This is a genomic window from Paenibacillus gansuensis (assembly GCF_042684925.1).
Lineage (GTDB): Bacteria > Bacillota > Bacilli > Paenibacillales > DY6 > Paenibacillus_N > Paenibacillus_N gansuensis.
The window spans coordinates 1-21,169 of record NZ_JBHUME010000012.1 but is presented as its reverse complement, the minus strand read 5'-3'; the positions used below and the strand labels follow the sequence as shown (position 1 = coordinate 21,169).

Annotated in this window: 25 protein-coding genes and 1 tRNA gene; 7 read left to right on the top strand and 19 right to left on the bottom strand. The window is 45.7% G+C overall.

Translation table 11 applies throughout. The features are described from left to right. Positions 1-38 precede the first annotated feature (38 nt). Genes ACFSUF_RS18810 through ACFSUF_RS18800 form a run of 3 tightly spaced genes read right to left on the bottom strand, consistent with a single transcriptional unit; the run spans position 39 to position 898 of the window. Positions 39-359, bottom strand: coding sequence for a hypothetical protein (locus ACFSUF_RS18810; RefSeq protein ID WP_377605369.1), 321 nt, complete (start codon positions 357-359; stop codon positions 39-41). Positions 360-411: 52 nt separating this feature from the next. After that, entirely contained in the window at positions 412-651 is a 240-nt protein-coding gene (locus ACFSUF_RS18805) for a helix-turn-helix domain-containing protein (RefSeq protein WP_377605367.1), read from the bottom strand. Between the two features lie 13 nt (positions 652-664). Beyond that, positions 665-898, bottom strand: coding sequence for a helix-turn-helix domain-containing protein (locus ACFSUF_RS18800; RefSeq protein ID WP_377605366.1), 234 nt, complete (start codon positions 896-898; stop codon positions 665-667). 165 nt (positions 899-1,063) lie between these two features. Between ACFSUF_RS18800 and ACFSUF_RS18795 the strand changes: the two genes are divergently transcribed. From ACFSUF_RS18795 to ACFSUF_RS18780, 4 genes are all read left to right on the top strand, one after another. Then, a complete protein-coding gene (locus ACFSUF_RS18795; RefSeq protein WP_377605364.1) occupies positions 1,064-1,402 on the top strand; it encodes a helix-turn-helix domain-containing protein in 339 nt (112 codons plus the stop codon). Between the two features lie 102 nt (positions 1,403-1,504). Then, the gene (locus tag ACFSUF_RS18790) at positions 1,505-2,110 is read left to right on the top strand and encodes an ImmA/IrrE family metallo-endopeptidase (RefSeq protein ID WP_377605362.1); all 606 of its coding nucleotides are present in this window, start codon (positions 1,505-1,507) and stop codon (positions 2,108-2,110) included. Further along, entirely contained in the window at positions 2,110-2,490 is a 381-nt protein-coding gene (locus ACFSUF_RS18785; RefSeq protein ID WP_377605360.1) for a hypothetical protein, read from the top strand. Before ACFSUF_RS18790 ends, ACFSUF_RS18785 begins: the two co-directional genes overlap by 1 nt. A 3-nt stretch (positions 2,491-2,493) precedes the next feature. Continuing rightward, on the top strand, positions 2,494-3,699 hold the full coding sequence (locus tag ACFSUF_RS18780; protein WP_377605358.1) for a tyrosine-type recombinase/integrase: 1,206 nt from the start codon (positions 2,494-2,496) through the stop codon (positions 3,697-3,699). Between the two features lie 36 nt (positions 3,700-3,735). On the opposite strand, the gene ACFSUF_RS18775 is transcribed toward ACFSUF_RS18780, so the two are convergent. From ACFSUF_RS18775 to corA, 4 genes are all read right to left on the bottom strand, one after another. After that, on the bottom strand, positions 3,736-4,314 hold the full coding sequence (locus ACFSUF_RS18775) for a hypothetical protein (protein WP_377605356.1): 579 nt from the start codon (positions 4,312-4,314) through the stop codon (positions 3,736-3,738). Beyond that, on the bottom strand, positions 4,298-4,606 hold the full coding sequence (locus ACFSUF_RS18770; RefSeq protein WP_377605353.1) for a hypothetical protein: 309 nt from the start codon (positions 4,604-4,606) through the stop codon (positions 4,298-4,300). Before ACFSUF_RS18770 ends, ACFSUF_RS18775 begins: the two co-directional genes overlap by 17 nt. Beyond that, entirely contained in the window at positions 4,603-5,343 is a 741-nt protein-coding gene (locus tag ACFSUF_RS18765; protein ID WP_377605351.1) for a hypothetical protein, read from the bottom strand. The genes ACFSUF_RS18770 and ACFSUF_RS18765 overlap by 4 nt, the downstream gene beginning before the upstream one ends. 391 nt (positions 5,344-5,734) lie before the next feature. Continuing rightward, positions 5,735-6,682: a magnesium/cobalt transporter CorA gene (corA, locus tag ACFSUF_RS18760; RefSeq protein ID WP_377605349.1), complete on the bottom strand. Its 948-nt coding sequence runs from the start codon at positions 6,680-6,682 to the stop codon at positions 5,735-5,737. 102 nt (positions 6,683-6,784) lie between these two features. On the opposite strand from corA, the gene ACFSUF_RS18755 reads away from it, so the two are divergent. Together ACFSUF_RS18755 and ACFSUF_RS18750 are read left to right on the top strand one after the other, a co-directional pair. Then, positions 6,785-7,672, top strand: coding sequence for an EamA family transporter (locus tag ACFSUF_RS18755; protein ID WP_377605347.1), 888 nt, complete (start codon positions 6,785-6,787; stop codon positions 7,670-7,672). After that, the gene (locus ACFSUF_RS18750; protein WP_377605345.1) at positions 7,669-8,223 is read left to right on the top strand and encodes a GNAT family N-acetyltransferase; all 555 of its coding nucleotides are present in this window, start codon (positions 7,669-7,671) and stop codon (positions 8,221-8,223) included. Before ACFSUF_RS18755 ends, ACFSUF_RS18750 begins: the two co-directional genes overlap by 4 nt. 62 nt (positions 8,224-8,285) lie before the next feature. Here ACFSUF_RS18750 and ACFSUF_RS18745 read toward each other — a convergent pair whose 3' ends face one another. From ACFSUF_RS18745 to ACFSUF_RS18720, 6 genes are all read right to left on the bottom strand, one after another. Next, complete coding sequence (locus tag ACFSUF_RS18745; protein WP_377605343.1) at positions 8,286-8,441, bottom strand: small acid-soluble spore protein P; 156 nt, start codon at positions 8,439-8,441, stop codon at positions 8,286-8,288. 14 nt (positions 8,442-8,455) lie between these two features. Next, entirely contained in the window at positions 8,456-8,806 is a 351-nt protein-coding gene (locus ACFSUF_RS18740; protein WP_377605341.1) for a hypothetical protein, read from the bottom strand. A 112-nt stretch (positions 8,807-8,918) separates the two neighbouring features. Beyond that, positions 8,919-10,463 carry an MDR family MFS transporter gene (locus ACFSUF_RS18735; RefSeq protein ID WP_377605338.1) on the bottom strand — a complete coding sequence of 515 codons (1,545 nt, stop codon included), beginning with the start codon at positions 10,461-10,463 and terminating at the stop codon, positions 8,919-8,921. Between the two features lie 72 nt (positions 10,464-10,535). Continuing rightward, a complete protein-coding gene (locus tag ACFSUF_RS18730; protein WP_377605336.1) occupies positions 10,536-11,207 on the bottom strand; it encodes a hypothetical protein in 672 nt (223 codons plus the stop codon). A gap of 46 nt (positions 11,208-11,253) precedes the next feature. Beyond that, entirely contained in the window at positions 11,254-11,925 is a 672-nt protein-coding gene (locus ACFSUF_RS18725) for a polymer-forming cytoskeletal protein (RefSeq protein ID WP_377605334.1), read from the bottom strand. Between the two features lie 13 nt (positions 11,926-11,938). After that, on the bottom strand, positions 11,939-12,571 hold the full coding sequence (locus ACFSUF_RS18720; RefSeq protein WP_377605331.1) for a YhbD family protein: 633 nt from the start codon (positions 12,569-12,571) through the stop codon (positions 11,939-11,941). A gap of 222 nt (positions 12,572-12,793) precedes the next feature. Here ACFSUF_RS18720 and ACFSUF_RS18715 point away from each other — a divergent pair, with 222 nt between their 5' ends. Then, positions 12,794-14,080 carry an amino acid permease gene (locus ACFSUF_RS18715; protein WP_377605329.1) on the top strand — a complete coding sequence of 429 codons (1,287 nt, stop codon included), beginning with the start codon at positions 12,794-12,796 and terminating at the stop codon, positions 14,078-14,080. A 640-nt stretch (positions 14,081-14,720) separates the two neighbouring features. Here ACFSUF_RS18715 and ACFSUF_RS18710 read toward each other — a convergent pair. From ACFSUF_RS18710 to guaB, 6 genes are all read right to left on the bottom strand, one after another. Beyond that, positions 14,721-14,807, bottom strand: a tRNA-Ser gene (locus tag ACFSUF_RS18710). A gap of 77 nt (positions 14,808-14,884) precedes the next feature. Continuing rightward, a complete protein-coding gene (gene serS, locus ACFSUF_RS18705) occupies positions 14,885-16,165 on the bottom strand; it encodes a serine--tRNA ligase (RefSeq protein WP_377605327.1) in 1,281 nt (426 codons plus the stop codon). A gap of 107 nt (positions 16,166-16,272) precedes the next feature. Further along, positions 16,273-16,848 carry a pyridoxal 5'-phosphate synthase glutaminase subunit PdxT gene (gene pdxT / locus ACFSUF_RS18700; RefSeq protein ID WP_377605324.1) on the bottom strand — a complete coding sequence of 192 codons (576 nt, stop codon included), beginning with the start codon at positions 16,846-16,848 and terminating at the stop codon, positions 16,273-16,275. Positions 16,849-16,892: 44 nt separating this feature from the next. Then, positions 16,893-17,774, bottom strand: coding sequence for a pyridoxal 5'-phosphate synthase lyase subunit PdxS (gene pdxS / locus ACFSUF_RS18695; RefSeq protein WP_377605321.1), 882 nt, complete (start codon positions 17,772-17,774; stop codon positions 16,893-16,895). A gap of 133 nt (positions 17,775-17,907) precedes the next feature. Continuing rightward, positions 17,908-19,200: a D-alanyl-D-alanine carboxypeptidase family protein gene (locus ACFSUF_RS18690; protein WP_377605319.1), complete on the bottom strand. Its 1,293-nt coding sequence runs from the start codon at positions 19,198-19,200 to the stop codon at positions 17,908-17,910. Positions 19,201-19,322: 122 nt separating this feature from the next. Continuing rightward, on the bottom strand, positions 19,323-20,780 hold the full coding sequence (guaB, locus tag ACFSUF_RS18685; RefSeq protein WP_377605317.1) for an IMP dehydrogenase: 1,458 nt from the start codon (positions 20,778-20,780) through the stop codon (positions 19,323-19,325). Between the last annotated feature and the right edge of the window lie 389 nt (positions 20,781-21,169).

The following is a 21,169-nucleotide window of genomic DNA, read 5'->3' as shown; positions in this document are numbered from 1 at the left end:
TGGAATTGATATACTTTCAATCCGAATTTATGATTGAATTAACGGATCTGAAATCGGTGCCTAATTGCGTTTAGTGCTAACTGTTTATTTGTAGGATCTAGGTAGTCCATATCCGACAGATTGACTTTATAACGCTCATTAAAAAGATGTAATGCCAATTGCAGCAGGAATCTCTCTGAAGATGACCACGGCTTAGCAATTTTCGTGAGAGCATGATAATCTACTATTCCTTCCTCAAGGTCGAAGTATCTCGGAGTGAAATACATCTGAAGTCGAGGCTGCTTAGAGAAAAGCATAAGCAAAGCACCCCAATAACGATCCTGGGTTAAATGGTTAGGTATCCTGATTACAGTTTTCATGAATGGAGTACCTCCTGTTATTTCTCATAGTCGCTAATTGCTGGATAATGCCTTAAGCTAGTTGCATTTGAACACTTTCTTTCTCTAGCTGAGAAAACCAGTTATCAATTGACTCTTTGCGAAAAAATACTCGCCCCCTAAGGCGAATGTGAGGGATTTGTTTTTCCCTTGCCATGGTGTATAGGGTATCTACACAAATGCCGGTATAAGTAGCAGCCTCAGAAACATCCATTGTTGCAGGTGCAATTTTTAGTTCATTCCGGATCAACTGGCGAATTTCTACTTCTGTCATTATTTTTGCCTCCTTATACATTCGATGAAATAGCAATAGGAAACATTTTGTTTCCTTTGTTGTCAAAAAAAATAATCCAGTTAAAGTTTAGGACCATCCCAATTCTTTTAGCAACATCAACACTTGGGTTACGGTTCCCATTCTCAATCATGCTGTAGTATTGCCGCTTGATATTTGCTTTAATTGCTACCTCTTCATGGGTCATTCCTGCTTGATCTCTGTAGCTGCTTAACCAATCTCTTTTCAATCTCACCACCTCCACATAGCAACGTTTTGTTTCTATATACTATAATTATACGCAACAGTTTGTTTCTGTCAACAGATTTATGCAACATTTTGTTTCCTTCCTTTTTAGCAACAAATAGTTGCGTTATAATTATCTATAAATGACTAGCTAGAAAGAGTGGTAAATGTGTTTGCTGATCGCCTATCAATATTAAGAACCAATAAAAAGCTAACACACCAAGACATGGCCGATCGTTTAGGAATAACACGGCAAGCATATGGAAACTACGAAAGTGGCAAAAGAGAACCGGATTATGAGACATTACAAAAACTTGCGGATTTATTTAATGTCTCCTTGGACTATCTTCTTGGACGCGATCAGGCACATGATGAAAATAAGGGATTTGCTTTTTACGGTGGTGGAAGCGACTTAACCGAAGAGGAAAAAGAAATAGCGGAAGCTGCAGCTAATGCAGCCATAGATGCTTATCGTAAAGGCAAGAAAAAAGGTAATGAAGGCAACTAAATATGGCCCTATTAAGGGCTATTATTTTTAAATTTATATAGAACATGTGTTTGCTTTTTCTCTACTTATATACTTATTTATCCACATCTTGGGGGTATCGCAATGAACTTAAAGTATTATAAACCGACCCAATTAGAGCAATGGATCAGCAACGTATATCAAAAGAATGGCATTAACTACGCTAGTGATCTAGATCTAGAGAGGATCTGCGACATTTTCGGAATTAATCTGCAATATTATACTGGACCATCCTGTGCAAAATGGGCTGACGATTACTCTTTTATTTTCTTAAATTCATATCTCTGTACCGAGCAAAGAAGGGAGGTTTTCTTTCATGAATTATGTCATCCCTTGAAGCATGTAGGTAATCAACGAGAACTGCCTGAATTATTCAAGCAATTACAAGAAAATCAGGCGGCCCAGTTGCAGATGTACGCAGCCATTCCCGCCTATATGCTTGAGGAGTTTAATGGCATTACTTCATATTCTGCATATATAAAAGTGTTGTCAGAAGAGTTCCTTTTGCCTACAGCATTTATTGTAAAGCGCGTTGAGCAAATTCAACGTCGAATATACCAGGCTAAGCAAGATCGGCAACTCCGTATACAGTCGAAGACTATACAACTCCATTTTGGTTACTCACCAGAAACAATGAGGATCCTCAACCAATTGGAGAAACAACTTGCCAAAACTAGGGAGATTGTCTAATGGCTACTATGTCTGTATATTACGAATATTTTGATGGTCCTCTTGTCCCACAATGGATGGTAATAAAATTTGGGCGTTTAGGTGTGCCGTGGGAGAGAAATATAATCTATGTTCCCGTTGAGTCCCCATTCACACAACATAGGGCAGAGGATTTTGAGATGGACACAATCAATCTTTCCATAACTTTAGACAAACTAGTCATACATCCTGAGCGTCCAGGGTCCTTTGGTATAGATATTAAGTCAATTCAAGAAGAGCTTTTTAAGAATTATGGAAGCCAATTGATATGCGAAAAGATTGAAATGCTTATTATCCAAATGGCAGATTTAGAAGAGATACTACAGATGGAAGCACGAGCTATTTATCCATGGGAGGAATGATACGTGGCATCTATAGAAAAGCGAGGAAAGAATAGTTGGCGGTTTGTAGTTGAAGCAGGCTATGATCCTAACGGTAAGAGAATAAAGCGCTCAAAAACAATAAAAATTGAAGATGAAGCCCTTTTGAGAACAACTCGAAAATTGAAGGATTTCCTTGATATGGAGTTAGCAAAATTCAAGATTGAAGTTGAGGCCGGTGAGTATGTATCACCAGAGAAAATGTCATTCAGCTCATTCGTTATTGAGTGGAAGAATAAATACGCAATAAAGACACTTAGCCCTTCAACATTAACAGCTTATATGGCTTATTTAAATAAACGGATATTACCGGTTCTAGGCCATAAACGGATCGATGAGATAAAACCAATTCATATCGTTAATTTAATATCAAGTATTACAGATAGTCCAAGAGAGGGACTTGGACATGAAGGTACAATAAGTTCTGGAACGGTTGCTTTCATTCTAAGGATACTCAAGAATGTATTCTCTCGTGCTGCAGAGTGGAAATTAATAAAAGAGAGTCCAGCTGCAGGCATAAAGAAACCAAAAGTAAACTATAAAGAGTTTGAAATCTATAATGAAGACGAAATCGAGAGACTTTTCGCTGCACTAGAGAATGAGCCTCCCCAATGGAGAGTTATGATCGCACTAGCACTAACTACGGGGCTACGTCGTGGAGAACTTCTTGGCCTTGAATGGCATCATATCGATTTAGAAAATGGACTTCTGGAGGTAAGACAAACATTATCCGGTAATGCGTTGGATGGACAACCAATACTAAGTGAACCTAAGACCAAACAATCAAGAAGGATACTAAGCCTTCCTGAATCTATGATCGAAGAACTCAAATTTTTCAAGCAGGTAAACGAAAAAGCAAAGAATGTCCTGGGGGATAGATGGAAAGGTGAAAATCGCTATTTTGTTTTTTCCAAACACGATGGAGAGCCTTATCACCATAAAGCTCCTTACTTATGGTTTAGAAGGTTCCTGTTGAGACATAAACTGAGACATATCCGATTCCATGATCTTCGTCATACTTCTGCTTCACTATTAATCAGCCAAGGTGTGCATGCAAAGTTAATCTCTTCACGTTTAGGTCATTCAAGTATCTCGACAACTATGAATATTTACGGTCATGCTCTAAGATCGGCCGATAGAGAGGTAGCCAGCAAACTTAACAATTTACTCCCTGGCCGAAAAAATAAATAAGGGACTTTATCTCAGGAGATAAAGTCCCTTTAACTTTTAACTTGCCTGTATTCGTTCTTCTCTAACTTCTTCATTTTCTGGACGTAATAAGTGGATAGTTAATTTAGTAAGAAATAAATAATAGCCATAACTATTAAGCGAAAGTGTCTTCTTAAGTATTCCTTCAGATATTCCATGCGTAATCAAACGTTTAGAATAAGAGTTGATTAAACTCAAATCTACCACATAATCTGTCAAATCAGCATCAGGAATATATAAGAGCCTATAGTTCATATTATTCTTAACTGCCAATTCATCCACTTTTAGATCCTTTATTGGTAAGAGCGGAGCAAATAATATTTCTTTATCATTTTCAGCGTCACATGTGTTTGACAGGAGCATCCCTTTCGTTACATACCTTTTTTCTTCCCCATTTTCAGTAAATCTAAGGAAAGGAAGCGATTCTACGATGTCACCTTGTGAAAGAAAAGGAAATGGTTGTGCTTTGCAGAATTTTTGTGTTTTACCACTAGATTGAAACTGCTTTATTGCCTGTTTTACATTTTCTTTAGTGTAAGGTTTTATTGATGGGAATAATTCTTCAACAAAATTTATAAACTCATTTAACATAGTCAAAGAAGTTATTTCCTGTTGATGTGAATAGACTATCTAGTGAAGCTTCATACGCTTCCGATTCTTCTTTAGTAAAGTCCCTAACCACAGGAAACAACGATTGGGCTTCTTCTATCCAACTGAGTTTTTTGTAAGATACTATTCCCGGAGTACCTGTTTCCTCAATAAAACTTACTTTTTGAAAGGAAGGAACTGAATGAACAGAATATACACCAAGTGTAGAAACAGCTGCAAATGTTAATGCGGCTTTAGTGGCAAAAGAAGAATTCTGTTTACCATGATCTACCATTGTCATAATTCGATCACACCTTCCATTATTATTTTCTGAACTTTATTTTCTATAATATCTCTTGTAATAGAGAATATTTCTTCTACTTGCCTTGAATCTGAGCGATACTCTTTTATATGATTAAAAGCATACCTATTGTTAACATCTAAACTTAAACTCAACATATGTGAAGTTTCCTCTAGTTCAGACATAATTGGAGTAGAAATGCCGGTGGGAATGACTCCTTCATAAACCCTAGCGTTTGAAAAAGTGAAATTAGCATAATGTGTATTATTTAATGCATATGTTATTTTGTATTCTATATCATGCGGATCTTTATTTGACTTATAATTCAGAAACTTCTCTTTAATTAATTCAATAGCCTTGCCATCGAACTCATCAAAATATACTTGCAATTTTAATCCCGAGAAAAAGGACTTATCCACCATGTAGGACTCTAATACTTGGGTAACCTGAAAAACACGTTTATATATGTAGTCCAAGCATTTTGAAGGATCATGCATAAAGGCGGTATCATACTCTGTAGTGATTTGTGCATTTGTCATTGAGATCTCTAATATTGAATGACCATTATGTGAAGTTGTGGTCAGTCTAGGAATAACTTCTGGTGCTTCATCAGGAATCGGCAAAACATTAATAGATGAAAAGTGAGGAGATAATTGATCCTCAATTTCAATTGCTCGTTTCCTTAAATTTAATATTTTTGGGAAGACTGAATTAAAAGTTGCTGATTTAATATACATAAAAATCCTCCGAACGTAGTATATCCTTGGTTTTTATTATATACAGTTGTGGTAAGTCAAGCAATAATTATTAATGGGTTATTTGTCCAAAAACGAACTATTATAACCATATATATATATTTATAACCACTTTTAGTGTTTTTATGTATTAAACGTTTAATTAACGTATAATAAAAGAATGTCCCCAATTTGTCCCCAACAATTAAATAAGGTTTTTATAAATCTTTAAATATAAAGGGTTTGTGCTTCATGTTATTTAGTCCTAAAGGGTAGATATCGGTTCAATTCCGGTCGGGGATGTTTAGATGTGCCTGACATATAAAGAACAGCCCGCCCCTATGCAGGGTGCGGGCTGTTCTTTTGCTGATGCTTTCATGTACCGGGTTCTGCCTTAATCAAACCAGCCTTTCCGCCGAAACCAGGCATACATGCTAAGTCCCAGCACAAGCATCACAATAAGGATAACGGGATATCCATATGTGGAGGTCAGCTCGGGCATCCGTTGAAAATTCATGCCGTACACGCCGGCGATGAACGTAAGCGGCATGAAAATGGTCGTGATCACCGTCAATGTTTTCATTATATTGTTCATCCGGTTGGAGCTGACGGACAGGTAGTTGTCCCTTAGATCGGCGGTAAGCTCCCGGTTGGCTTCTACCATTTCGGACAGCTTGAGCAGATGATCGTAAACATCATGAAAGAACACAGCCTTATCCGGCAGTCCCTCGATCCGCTGCGAATTCAGAACCCGGTACATCAGATCCCGCATGGGAATGATGGTTCTACGGAGTTGCAGCAGCTCTGAGCGAAGCGAGAACACCTGGTCCATGATGTCGTTCAGCTGAGATCCGGAACGGAATTCGATATCGTTCAAATCATCTTCGATCCGGTGGACACTTGGGAAATACCGGTCAACGAGTTTATCCATCACCATATAGACGGCATGAAGGGGCCCCTGAGGCCATAGCGCGGGCTGATTCAGATATTTGTCCCGAACCTGTTCCACCTCATGGCTGGGGTTCAGATGAAAGCTGACTACAAACTTTTTGTGTAAGAACAAATCCAGCTCATCCACTTCCAAAGTCTGCTCGTTCATGGAGTGCAGCACAAGAAAGTGTACGGGCCCGTAATGATCCAGCTTAGGACGCTGCAAAAAGTGCATACAATCCTCCACCGCCAAAGGATGGAAATGAAAATGGCTGCTCAGCGTTTCCCGTTCCTCTGGCGTAGGCGAAGAATAATCCACCCAGTACCATGAAAAGTCTTCTTGATCCAGCTGTTCCAGCGGCACATCCTGGACCATCCTGCCGTCGCTGGTGAAAGCAATGGTTCGGATCATCAATATCCCCTCCGTTCGTCCGACATTCTTCTCAGTGTAGAATGACATAATATAAACAGCTTTTCAATCCGCTCTACTTATCCTTGGAGGTTAGTACTATTTATGCGTTATTCCATTTATGTTTTTTTGGGCGCCTGCAGCTTCGGCGTGTTATCCACTTTCGTTAAACTCGCTTATGCGGACGGATATACTGTGAACCAGGTATCCGGCTCTCAAATGCTGTTCGGCCTGCTGTTGTTTGCGGTTGTGTATCCCTTTACCGGCAAAAGCCGGATGACCCTGCGCCAAACGGCCTTCCTTCTGCTGGTGGGCATTACAGTTGGGCTTACGGGAATATTTTATTATAGCGCATTACAGACGATACCCGCATCTATCGCGATTGTCCTGCTGTTTCAATTCACCTGGATGGGAGTTCTCATGGAAGCCTTTCTGGCTCGCCGGAAACCGGACCGCAGCCAATGGATATCCCTGGTACTGCTGTTTGGCGGTACCATCCTCGCGGGAGGTATCCTGGGGACGCAGGGGGCTCTGGAGGGAATTACATGGACGGGGGTCGTGCTTGGGCTTCTCTCTGCCCTTTCTTATGCCTTCTTTATAGTTTTGAGCGGCAAGGCGCCGGCGGAACTTCCTTTTATCCAACGAAGCCTTGTCATCTCGGTGGGCTCCCTGATCATCACTTTTCTGATCTTTCCACCGGACTTTCTTGCGGACGGCTCCTTATTCGGACGACTTTCGCTTTGGGGGTTTCTGCTTGGTTTCTTCGGTCCGGTCATCCCCACCCTGCTGTTTACGATAGGTGTGCCCCGAATAGGAGGATCCTTAGCCTCCATCCTTAGCGCTGCTGAGCTCCCTGTTGCCGTTCTCATGTCCTGGCTTGTGCTCAGTGAGACAGTTTCAGGCTGGCAGTGGGTGGGGGTCGCTGTCATTCTTACCGGCATTGTTCTGCCTGAGTGGTTAACCCGCCGTTCGAAGGAGGCTGGACCTGCTTGATCCTTTTAAGCGAAACTATCTATTTACGGCAGTTAACTCCGGACGATGCTGATATGATGCTGGATCTGCGCGTTCAGAACAGACAATTTCTGCAGCTCTATGAACCGATTCGGCCGGAATCGTTCTATACGCTGGAGGGCCAGCGAGATGCCCTTAATAAAGGGGTGGAAGACTGGGAGCTCGACCGGGGATATGCGTTTGGCCTCTTTCTTAAAGAGAACGATACGCTGATCGGCCGCGCAGCACTCTCCAACGTGGTGAGGGGCGTGGGCCAATATGCCGACCTTGGCTATTTTCTGGATCAGGAACATACAGGAAAAGGCTATATGACCCAAGCCGTCTCGCTCATCACGGCCTTTGGCTTTCAGTCTTTGCGGCTTCACCGGATTCAGGCCGGCGTAATGCCTTGGAATGAAGCGTCCCTGGCTGTGCTGGCCCGTGCCGGCTTCGAGCGGGAAGGCATTGCCCGCAAATATATCCGCATCAACGGCCGTTGGGAGGATCATGTCATTCTCTCACTGATTAACGATCAGGAAGAGGATATGCTCTAGCCGGATGCAACCCATAGCAAAAACCCTTCTCCGCCAAGAGAAGGGTTTTTTAGCTTCCTCGCTTAACTTCCTTCCCCATGATTGTTGCGGGAATGATTGCGGTTCTTCACCGTTTTGGAACCGGACAGCGGTTCAGGACGGTGATCGATAAAATCCTCGCGGTTCGATTGGCGTCTTTTTTCCTCGGGGCTGGTAACGGATTGAACTTTGGGCTTCATGCAGCTATCGCCTCCTAGTAATGAGTGATCTCTTGAAGATTCTGCGCGCATTCCCGCATATGGCGTACATAGTCATGGGCCAACCCTTGAATGATGTCCGTATGCTCATCAACGTGAATACCATCTGCTTCTACATCGACTAACTGGGTATCGATTTCTCGTGAATCGGCATAGGTCACTTTGAAATCGAAGCTGTAATTCGTTCGGCCCGCTGTCTGGATAGCCACGCGCAGCGAGTTTGGATCGGCCGCATCTCCCTGCACCAGCGCTTTATCGGATCCGTTCAAAATGCTCGGCAGCGTCTCATTCCAGGCATCAACCAGTTCATCCTGATTTACTTTCAATTGGTCCTTCTCAGGCTTCATTATTCCACCTCCACTTGTTATAAAATGCGATTTCCCGATCCTTTTTATTCGTATCTTCGTTAACAACACAAAAGCCCCTCTACCAAGGTAGAGAGGCCTGTGTGTATTTGGATTAGTGGGAAGCGGTGAATTCCTCACTGTGCGCAGCCGGATCCAGCTTCTCCCCGCTCATGATGAACGAAGCGCCCAAAGCCAGCACGGCTGGAATCAAAGCCCAAGCAAAAGTCTGTGCGATCGAAGAGGACAAGGCATTCGTGATGCTGTCCAGCACCTGCGAAGGGATCCCTGCGCGTGCTTCAGGGTTCAGTAAAGCTCGAGGATCCGCAAGATCTACTCCTTCGGGAGCTTGAGCGCCTCCAGCTCCGGCAAATGCGTCCGAAAGCTTCTTCGTCAGCATATGACTTTGCATAATTCCGAAAATGGTGATCCCCAGCGTCATACCAAGGGAACGCAGGAAGTTCAACGTAGCGCTGGCCGATCCGCGCTGTCTTGCAGAGAACGTATGAATCGCTGCGTTGCTAAGTACGGAGAACGAGGCTCCAATACCCAGTCCGATCAGGATCATATAAATCGTAATCATCAACCGTGAGGTATCCGGCGTAATTGTTGTAAGCAAGCCAACCCCGATAACCAGAAGCACCAGAGTAGGAATCATAATGGTACGGTACTTTATTTTCGTCAACAGCGCACCGCCCGTCGTAGCTGTTACGACAGATCCAAGCATCATAGGAAGAAGCACGAGACCGGAGTTGGTTGCCTTACCTCCCAGTACCCCTTGGATGAAGATCGGGATATATACCGAGGCTGTAATAAAGGCGGCACCGCTAAAAATTGCGATCAGGTTGCTGGAAGCATAGAGGCGGTTTTTAAACATCCCGAAAGTTATAATCGGCTCTTCTACTTTGGTTTCAACTATGATAAAGAACACCGTTAATACGGCAAAGCCTGCGAATAATCCGATAATTTGCCCGGAGTCCCAAGCATACTCTTTCCCGCCCAGCTCAAGAGCGAACATTAGGCACACTATAGCGCCTACTAAGGAAACCGCGCCTAAGTAGTCAATCTTTTGCTTGGAATGAACAGGGGATTCTTTATAAAAGAAAGCAATAAACACAAAGGCAATAATGCCCAGAGGAAGATTAATGTAAAATACCCATTTCCAGTTGATGTAGTCCGTAATGTAGGCGCCTAACAGCGGGCCGAATATACTGGACATGCCGAATACCGCCCCAAATAAACCGCCTAACTTACCGCGCTGCTCCGGTGGGACAGTGTCGAACATAATGGTAAAAGCAATCGGGACCAGCGCCCCTGCGCCAATTCCCTGGATAGCACGGTACACGCTAAGCTCCGTGATGGAGCTGGCCGTGCCGCATAACATCGACCCTAGCATAAAAACTAGAATACCAAATACAAAAAAACGTTTGCGTCCGTACATATCGGACAATTTACCGAAGATCGGCATCCCTGCCATCTCAGCTACCATGTAAGCGGAGGTAACCCAGACGAATTTATCCAACCCTCCTAATTCTCCAACGATGGTACCCATGGCTGTAGCCACAATGGTATTATCCATCGAGGCCATTAGAATCCCCAGCAGCAAACCTGCCAGTACAATTCCTAAGTTGTTGCGCGGTTTTACACTTTGAGCCGTCATAACTTACGGTTCCACTCCTTTTTTATCTAATAAAATTAACGGTTTCCATCCTGTTTGAGAGGCGGGGCCGCTTTACACCTTTCTTCTTACCTCCACGACAGCCTGGGCATGGACCTTCAGACTCTCTTTGTACTCTACAGTGTTGATGCTGCAGCCATTACCTATTGTAACCCGGCTTCCACGGACGATCTTCGCCTGAGTATATTCCAGATACAGTTCGTCGCCTTCTATAAGATCTGCCTGAAGTTCCGGCTTGCCTGAAGGATGCAGCCAGTCTTTCAGCGCGGATAATGTATTCTTTCGGACATCGATACGAGAACCGCCGATTTCCTTAGCTTGGCAGGGGCCGTATAGGCTTATGCGGATCTCTTCCGCATTCAGCATCCCCTTAATCCGTCCTCCGCCCTTCCACGAGATGGTCTCGGCTTCACAGGAGCCGCCGGTTTGAATATCCCCGCGGAATTTCAGACGATCTCCCTGAATTCCTGACTTTGCATAAAACTGTCCCAGAAAATGCAATTCTTTACCCCGCCAGGAACCTTCCACACGCACTTCTCCATTTACCTTACATATAGTAGATTCTACGGACCCTTGAATGGAAGCTCTACCCGTACATTTGAATTGCTCGCAATGGAGCGCTCCGTGGATATCCCCTTCCCCCGTAATCGTTACATGACGGAAACGACCTCCGGAGGTAGAACCGTTGCCTGTTATTTTTAGATCACGAGAAGTCTCAGCATTCATTAGTTTACTCCTTTCTCAGGATAAATCTACCTAAAGTTTTACGCAATCAAACTTTAACTTTTTTTCCCACTTTCGCTGTGGAGTGAACCTTTAGTTCGCCCCGGTATTCAACAGTCTCTACAATGCAACCCGCGCCCAGCTCCACGTTGTTGCCTCTTACAGTTCCTGCCTTCGTTTTCTCCAGATAAATTTCATCCGCTTCTATGACATTGGCTTCCAGCACGCTTTTCAGAGAGGGGACCGCCCAAGAAAACAGCTGGCTCCAGTCCGACTTATTCGTCTTAATGACATGTACCCGGGTACCGCCAATCTCTTTTGCTTTCGAGCGCCCATAGAGTTCAATTTCAATCAGGTCCGCATTCAATAGCCCCCCAACGACAAAGCCTCCTGCTCCATGAAACGTTTCCGCTTCACAATCACCTCTTATTTTCACTAAACCATTCAAGCGGGAAACGGCTGCACTCATGGAGCCTTCCACCGTCATTTGTCCGTCAAACTCCACCTGTTCTGCATGCAGATGTCCCTTAATTTTGAGTTTTCCGTTTGCTTTAAAATGGTCTGCTTTCACTGACCCATCGATATTGGCAACCCCATTGATATAGCAGGTATTGCAGGATAAATCCCCCTCTACATCTCCGATGCCTTCCATATGGACTTTGGAATACTCCCCGCCTCCGGCTTTGCCGATCCCATTGATCTTCAGCTCGTTACCATCCACAGGTGCACCCTCCTTAGTATAATTTCATTTTGAATGCCTCTACCCATTCCGACATGGGCACCCGCGCGATGACTTTAACTTGAGAATCATAATGCCACTCCCCCGGGACCGAAATCAGATTGAAGAAAGACACCCCCATTTTTCTAGCAAAAATAAGTTCGCATTTCCGTCCCTCAAACTTCATGTAATGGTCTTGGAGCGTAGTTAGCAAAAGAGCTCCTTCGTCTAATCCCATTTCACCAGTCTGCAGCAGACGATCCACTACGTAAAGGTACAGCCCCTGTTCGAATGACAAAGGTTCCTCCTGACTGCGCGCTGCATTCGCAGGCATATAGCGGGATAGGACCATCGGCGATACAATATAGCGGGATTCAAGTTCTTCCCGGGTAAACCGAATGTCCATCGGCAGAGGGGAAAGTTTCCCAGCCAGTTCATCCAGAGACAAATCATCTTTCATGTGAACAATCCGGTCTATGCGGGCCAAAATCAGATCCTTCGGGAAAAATGTCTCCTGCCCCGTAAACGTGGATTTGCGTATAAACCACTCTTCGGGAATCAGCTGCTTTCTCTTCCAGCGATACAACTGTCCATAGGAAATCCCGGTCAGTTCAAGCAGATCCTTTTTGGAAATAAGGTTCTCCTCCATTACCTTGGCTCCTTCCTGTTTTACATTGTTTATCGTAACATAACACTGTTACGTTATAATCGGTCTTGAGACTGAGTGTAGCACATTCGATGGGAGGAACGCCACTTTCGGGCCGCATTTGTCAATATCCTCCTTCGTGACCTTCAGCCTCTCGGTATGGTAAAATAATAGTTCGTTTGGAGCAAACTATGGTTGTCAGAAGACAAGATGAGGAGCAGCATCATGAGTGAAATGAAGCGTAATTTAAAACCCCGTCATATTTTGATGATGACGTTAGGCGGGACGATCGGAGCCGGCATTTTTCAAGGTTCCAGTTCCTCTATAGAGTTAGCCGGGCCGTCGGTATTACTCACCTATTTAGCCGGCGGACTTCTTCTGTTTGTGGTGATGCGATGTTTGGCTGAGCTGGTGATCCGGCATGGAACGGCACGGAATCTGAGGGAGTTGATTGAGCCTTCTTTAGGCAAAGCGGCTGGATATACAGTAGGGTGGGTTTACTGGCTCAACTGGGTACTGGTCATGGCGGCGGAGATGGCGGCGGCTTCGTTCTTCCTGTCGTTCTGGTTCCCTAATGTTCCTTTGTGGGTCCTTGCTTTGCTGTGTTCTATCGTGATTACTTTGATAAACCTGCTTCATGTCAATATGTTTGGGGAAACGGAATATTGGCTGGCCGGGATTAAAATTATCACGTTAGTGCTGTTTGTTATTATCGGTTTTATCGTACTTGGCACACAATCCTCTTTGCAGGAAGTACAGGACAACCTGACGGCTCACGGCGGATTGTTTCCGCACGGTTTTATGGGTATGGTTTCAGCTATGCTAGTCGTTATGTTCAGCTTCGGAGGCATCGAAATGATCGGCATGACCTTGGGCGAGACGGAGAACCCGCAAACCACTATTCCCAAGGCTACGCGAAGCATCATCATGCGGATTCTTCTTTTCTATATCCTGCCGATCTTTATTATCATAAGTCTGGTGCCTTGGAACAGGTTAGCCGAACAGACCCAAAGCCCGTTTGTCACGGTGTTCACGGAAGCAGGCATCCCCTATGTGGATGGCATAATGAATTTTGTATTGCTTACGGCGGTCCTCTCCGCGGCAAATACGGGCATGTACTCTTCTAGCCGGTCTCTTTACGATCAAGCTCTAAAAGGAAACGCTCCCCGGTTTCTCACCAAGCTCTCCCCTGCCGGGGTTCCAGTGCGTGCCCTGCTGTTCAGCACCATGTTCCTATATGTCGGGGTCGTTATAGCCTTCTTCGCCAAAGGCGAGACATTCAACTACCTAATGGTGTTTCCTGGCTATACCGTCATGATTGTGTGGACCATGCTCGTACTCTCCCATATCAAGCAGCACGGTATACAGTTCACCACTGGCCTTGCCTTTGTTGCCCTCTTGGCTATCTTTGCGGGAATCATCTTCACCACAAACTGGATCGGCACTACCATCATGTTCAGCGTACTGCTTCTAATCTTGTTGTCTTATCGACGGCAAATCAAAAAACCATAGGACTTGGTCCTATGATTTTTTCGTTCTGTTATTTATCGGAGACCTAGACGGTCTTGACCAGCAGATGAGCTGTTTCTTTGTTTAGCGGTAAATAGTTCCCCTAATCCGACAATATCTCAGCCATTTTACCGTTTAAGGGAAAAAAGGTTACCTAAATCCACAAATTCCCCGCCTGAACCAGCTTTTCAGCCCTTTTAAAGGAAGTTAGTTCCCCTATATCGCGGAACCGTTGATTTCAGAGTCCAGTAGCGGAAATAATTTACCTTATTCTTCGGCGACCCCAGGAAACCAGTTCGAATCCTTGAAGTATGTATATACGGAGAGGGTGGGATGCTCCACTGCGTGGAGACTGCGAAGTATCCCTAACGAAGCTTAAGCTCCGGCGAACCCAAGAAACCAGTTCGAATCCTTGAGGTATGTAATACGGAGAGGGTGGGATGCTCCACTGCGTGGAGACTGCGAAGTATCCCTAACGAAGCTTAAGCTCCGCCGAACCCAAGAAACCAGTTCGAATCCTTGAAGTATGTATATACGGAGAGGGTGGGATGCTCCACTGCGTGGAGACTGCGAAGTATCCCTAACGAAGCTTAAGCTCCGCCGAACCCAAGAAACCAGTTCGAATCCTTGAAGTATGTAAATACGGAGAGGGTGGGATTCGAACCCACGGTGCCCGCAAAGACACGGCGGTTTTCAAGACCGCTGCCTTAAACCACTCGACCACCTCTCCAAGAACCCCGCAAGCGGGGGAAATCCCGAAGGAGGGAGCCAGCGCCTTCCTATCAGAACGGCTGGCTCTTGTACAACCTATTGTAAGCTGATCTGCTTCAGATTATTCATATAAGGCTGAAGCACTTCCGGAATAGCAACGGAACCGTCGGCCTGCTGATAATTCTCAAGAATCGCAGCAACCGTACGTCCGACAGCCAGGCCGGAACCGTTCAACGTATGCACGAACTCCGGTTTAGCCTTGGCATCGCGGCGGAAGCGGATGTTCGCGCGGCGTGCCTGGAAGTCCTCGAAGTTACTGCATGAAGAAATCTCACGGTATGTACCGCCGCTTGGCAGCCATACTTCGAGATCATACGTCTTCGCCGACGAGAAGCCGATGTCGCCGGTGCAAAGCGAAAGCACACGGTACGGCAGCTTCAGCAGCTGCAGCACCTTCTCCGCATTCGCCGTCAGCGATTCCAACTCGTCGTAGGAATCCTCCGGCTTCACCAGCTTCACCAATTCAATTTTGTTGAATTGGTGCTGCCGGATCAAGCCCCGCGTATCGCGGCCGGCCGAACCGGCCTCCGAGCGGAAGCATGCACTGTAGGCTGCATAATACTTCGGCAGGTCCTCTGCCGACAAAATATCCTCCCGGTGGAAATTCGTCACCGGGACTTCCGCCGTCGGGATCAGATAGTAATCTGTTCCCTCCAGCTTGAACAGGTCCTCTTCGAACTTCGGAAGCTGACCTGTACCCTTCAGGCTGTCCCGATTCACGATCATCGGCGGCAGCATCTCTACATACCCGTGCTGATCCACATGCAGATCCATCATAAAATTGATTAGTGCACGCTCCAACCGCGCCCCCAGCCCTTTGTAGAACACAAAGCGGGAACCGGTCACCTTAGCGGCAGCCTCGAAATCCAAAATCCCTAACGCTTGCGCCAGCTCCCAATGAGCCTTAGGCTCAAAGCCTAACTCAACGGGTTCCGACCATCGGCGCAGTTCGACATTTTCTTCTTCCGAATGCCCTACCGGTACGCTTTCGTGAGGCAGATTAGGAATCGCCATGACGATCTCGCTCAACTGCTCCTCGAGTCCGCGGATTTCATCATCCAATTCCTTAATACGATCGGAGACCGTACGCATTTCTACTATAAGATCGTCGGCATTCTCGCCGGATTTCTTCATTCTCGCTACATCCTGCGAAACTGTATTGCGGCGATTCTTCAGCTGCTCGCTTTCCTGCAGCAGTTCCCTGCGGCGTGCATCCAGCTGCGTAAAGCCGGACAACTCGTCCAACTTCTTGCCGCGATTCGCCATCGCCTGTTCCACACGTCCAAAATCATTCCTCAACACCTTAACATCCAACACTAGAAAACCCTCCCGAACGGGATATTTTTTCAATATGAAATTACTATACTATATCTGCATGAAAAAAGCACTTTCCACCTGAACGACCAGGCGAAAAGTGCATCTTCTTATGATCTTGCAGCACGAATCATATCAGCAAAGTAAGAATGCAGCCGGTAATCATCCGTTAATTCCGGGTGAAAGGAAGTCGCCAGTACATTTCCTTGTTTCGCCGCAACAATCTCATCATTGTAAGTCGAAAGAATTTCCACTTCCGGCCCAACTGCTCTAATCAGCGGTGCGCGAATGAATACGGCTCGGATCGGCTCATCAATGCCCTTAACCGGCAAATCCGTCTCGAAGCTTTCCCGCTGCCGTCCAAAAGCGTTCCGTGCCACAGTCATATTCATCAACTGCAAATGGGGCTCATCCCCGCCTGCGATCTGATCAGCAACAATGATAAGTCCTGCGCAGGTTCCGAACACACCTTTGCCTTCAGCAGCAAACTGCTTCAACGCATCCAAAAAGCCGTACTTCCGCATAAGCTTGCCGATCGTTGTGCTTTCACCGCCGGGAATGATAATGCCGTCAAGCTCTGCAAGCTGCTCGGTCTTCTTCACTGCAACGCCTTCGGCACCCGCCTGTTCGATCATTCGTATATGTTCAGCCACTGCGCCCTGCAGGGCAAGTACGCCAATCTTCATTGCTATACCACCTTTATGCCTGTATCCCTAAAGCAGGCAGCTGATTACCAGCCGCGGTCCTGCATACGCTCGGAAGCGTGCAGCTTGGAGATCTCGATCCCTTTCATCGGAGCACCCAGGTTTTTGGACACTTCAGCAATCAGCTTATAGTCTTTGTAATGTGTTGTAGCTTCTACAATGGCACGCGCGAATTTCTCAGGGTTGTCCGATTTGAAAATCCCGGATCCTACGAATACGCCGTCAGCGCCAAGCTCCATCATAAGAGCAGCATCGGAAGGAGTTGCTACGCCGCCTGCAGCAAAGTTTACAACCGGCAGTTTACCGTTCTCGTGGATGTATAGGACCAGATCAAAAGGTGCACCCAGGTTCTTAGCTTCAGCATAAAGCTCATCTTTGGAAAGGCCTTGAATTTTGCGGATTTGGGATTGAATCAAGCGCATGTGGCGTACTGCTTCCACGATGTTGCCTGTTCCCGGCTCGCCTTTAGTACGAAGCATAGCAGCTCCCTCGTTAATACGGCGAAGCGCTTCTCCAATATCTTTAGCGCCGCATACGAAAGGCACTGTGAATTCTCTCTTGTCGATGTGGAATACTTCGTCCGCCGGAGTCAGTACTTCGCTTTCATCGATGTAGTCGGCACCGAGTGCTTCCAGGACGCGTGCTTCTACAATATGTCCGATTCTGGCTTTAGCCATAACTGGAATGGAGACCACTTTCATTACTTCTTCTAAGATCGTAGGATCAGCCATACGGGCTACGCCGCCGGCCGCACGAATATCGGAAGGCACTCTTTCCAGCGCCATTACTGCTGTTGCTCCTGCCGCTTCTGCGATTTTCGCTTGTTCAGCATTCATGACGTCCATGATGACGCCGCCTTTTTGCATTTCAGCCATACCTCTTTTTACACGCGATGTACCTGTTTCCATATTCCGAACAGCCTCCTGATCTATAAATAAAAATGTAGAAATGGTCTGCATTTCTAAGCCTTATAAGAAGTCATTTTACCGCAAGGCTACTAAATATACAACCCATTTGGTTGGAATTATGTGACGTTCTCTGCTAAAACAAATCCTTAATGCCCGAGAACAAATCCCGGAAGAAATCGCCGATGGCACGGAAGAACAGTTTCATGCCCCCAGCTTTGTTCATGTCTTCCGATGCAATAAGCTTCAGGTTCTGCTTCGTGTCTCCATAAGTCACTGTTACTGTTCCCACTTGCTGGCCTTTTTTAATCGGAGCGACCAATTTCTCTTTAGGGGTCGGTGCAGCAGCAATCTTGACGCTGTCCGGCGTATCGCCTTTTTTCAGTACAACGGTGATTTCTTTCTCCGCTGTCACAGGCACTTCGTTTTCTTTCCCTTTGGTAATTTTGACTGTTTTCACATCAGCGAGTTGAGCGCCTTGGGCTATGATCGTCTTTTTCTCAAAATTGTTAAAACCGTAATCCATTACTTTCTTCGTCTCGATAAAACGCTTCGGTTCGCTCTTCGTGCCCATCACTACGCTAATAAGGCGCATGCCGTTACGTTCAGCCGTACCCGTAAAGCAGTACCCGGCTTCGTTGGTATGGCCTGTCTTTAACCCGTCCATGCCCTCAAATACATATCTGCGGAAGTTTTCGTTATCTTTGTTCCCTTCCAGCATCCAGTTATAGTTGATCATAGGTTTGGTATCGCGTTCTCTGAATTTATAGGATGGAATCTTGGAAATTTCCAGCGCTTCCGGGTGCTTTGTTACGATATGATAAGCCAGCTTAGCCGCGTCTAATGCGGTCATCAAGGTTTCCTTATCGGGCGATTCCGGGCGGAATGCTGCAGGCATGTCCGAACGGCTAAGTCCAGTTGCATTAATAAAATGTGACTTGGAAGATAAACCGATTTTCTTCGCAGTGTCATTCATCAGCTTCACAAAAGACTGCTCCGTACCGGAAATATGCTCGGCCAGCGCAACTGTTGCGTCATTGGCAGAACCTACAGCCATAGCTATGTAAAGTTCTTTAACGGTATGCTGGTCACCTTCCGCCAAAAAGATACGGGAACCGATCTGGGCTGCAGCATTAGCGGTAGTGTTTACCGGCTGATCCCAGGACAATTTCCCCTGCTTAATCTGTTCCACCACGATGTATTCTGTCATCATTTTGGACATCGATGCCGGCGGTAAAGGAATGTCCGCATTCATATTATATAGAACTTGTCCGGTGCTAACCTCCATCAAAACAGCCGATTTTGCTTCCAGCTGCAAAGGTGCCAGCTCAGCCGCCTTCGCCGATTGAGGCAGTACCGTCCATATTACATTCAGTACTAGAGTTAAACATAAAACATAGATTAGTGCCTTGAACTTGCCGTAACCCATCACTCACACTCCTAGTCGCTTTTTGTCGTTGTTGTCCTATTGTAACATACCGTATAATGCAAAAAAAAGACAGGGTAAATTAGTTAATTTACCCTGTCTCTATGAACAAAACATGTGTTCTATTATAGTGAATAGTTCGGTGCTTCTTTCGTAATTTGGACGTCGTGCGGATGGCTCTCGCGAAGTCCTGCACCTGTAATGCGGGTGAACTGCGTATCGTTCTTCAGTTCCTCAATGCTCTTGGTGCCGCAATATCCCATACCGGAACGAAGCCCGCCGATCAGCTGATGAATGGTGTCGGCTAAAGGCCCTTTATAAGGAACACGTCCTTCGATGCCTTCAGGTACAAGCTTATTCTCGTTCTCCTGGAAGTAGCGGTCCTTGCTGCCTTCTTTCATGGCACCCATGGAGCCCATTCCGCGGTATACTTTGAAACGGCGTCCTTGGAAAATTTCCTGCTCCCCAGGGCTTTCTTCCGTTCCCGCAAAAATCGATCCGATCATAATCGCACTCGCTCCCGCAGCGATCGCTTTTACGATATCACCGGAGTACTTAATGCCGCCATCAGCGATAATCGGTACATTGTATTCTCGTGCGACTGTAGCACAGTCATAAATCGCGGTAACTTGCGGAACCCCGATCCCTGCAATAACACGGGTCGTACAAATCGAACCTGGTCCGATACCTACTTTGACAACGGAAGCTCCTGCTTCAATTAGATCACGAGTAGCTTCGCCAGTGGCTACGTTACCTGCAATGATAGTCAGCTCCGGATAGGTTTCACGCAGCTTACGAACCGTATTAAGGATGTTAATATGATGACCGTGTGCGGAGTCAACCACCAGTACGTCGATACCGGCTTGTACTAACGCATCCGCACGTTCAAACGTATCTTTGGAGATCCCTACCGCCGCACCGACCACAAGGCGTCCATGCCGGTCTTTGGCTGCGTTCGGGAATTGGATTGCTTTCTCGATATCTTTAATGGTGATTAAGCCTTTCAGCTCGTTATGTTCATCCACCAGCGGAAGCTTCTCGATTTTATGCTTTTGAAGAAGATGTTCCGCTTGTTGTAAGGTTGTGCCGACTGGGGCAGTTACCAGCTCTTTGTGAGTCATGACTTCACTGATTTTCATGGAGTAATCATGTACAAAACGCATATCACGGTTCGTAATAATACCAACGAGCTTATTCTCGCCGTTTACAATAGGAACACCCGAAATACGATATTTGCCCATTAGCGATTCTGCATCATATACATGATGGTCTGGTGTCAAGGAGAACGGATTCGTGATAACGCCGCTTTCCGAACGCTTCACACGATCCACTTCTTCTGCCTGCTGCTGCACGGACATGTTCTTATGAATAATTCCGATCCCGCCTTCTCTGGCAATGGCGATGGCCAGTTTGGATTCGGTAACGGTATCCATTCCCGCGCTAATTAGAGGAATATTCAGTTTCACGTATTCGCTTAATCTGGTGCTTACATCGACTTCTCTCGGCAGCGTTTCAGACTTACGCGGAATCAACAGCACATCGTCAAACGTCAGACCCTCTTTAGCAAATTTCGTATCCCACACTTGGTTTGTTCCTCCTTTGATTGTCCTTGCCGCAAAACTATTATTGCTCATATTATCAGAACGTTAAATTTGGTGTCAAGCTTGTACACTAACATAAATAAAGTATACGCTCTCATTATCCAAAATGCGGTCATCTTTATCCTTTAGCGTTATTATGTGCCAGTACAACCGTTTCCTTACTTAATTAAAAAATGGAACGATACCTCTTACCTTAACGATGGAATTGGAGCATGTCGCCGTCTGTTATATCACAATTCAGAGTAAAATCATGCTGCTCCAGCCGGATTCCATATTCCTTGGATGACGCAAAAAAGAGACCTTAAAAACTAAGGTCTCTTCCTCGTGCTTGGCAACGTCCTACTCTCCCAGGACCCTGCGGTCCAAGTACC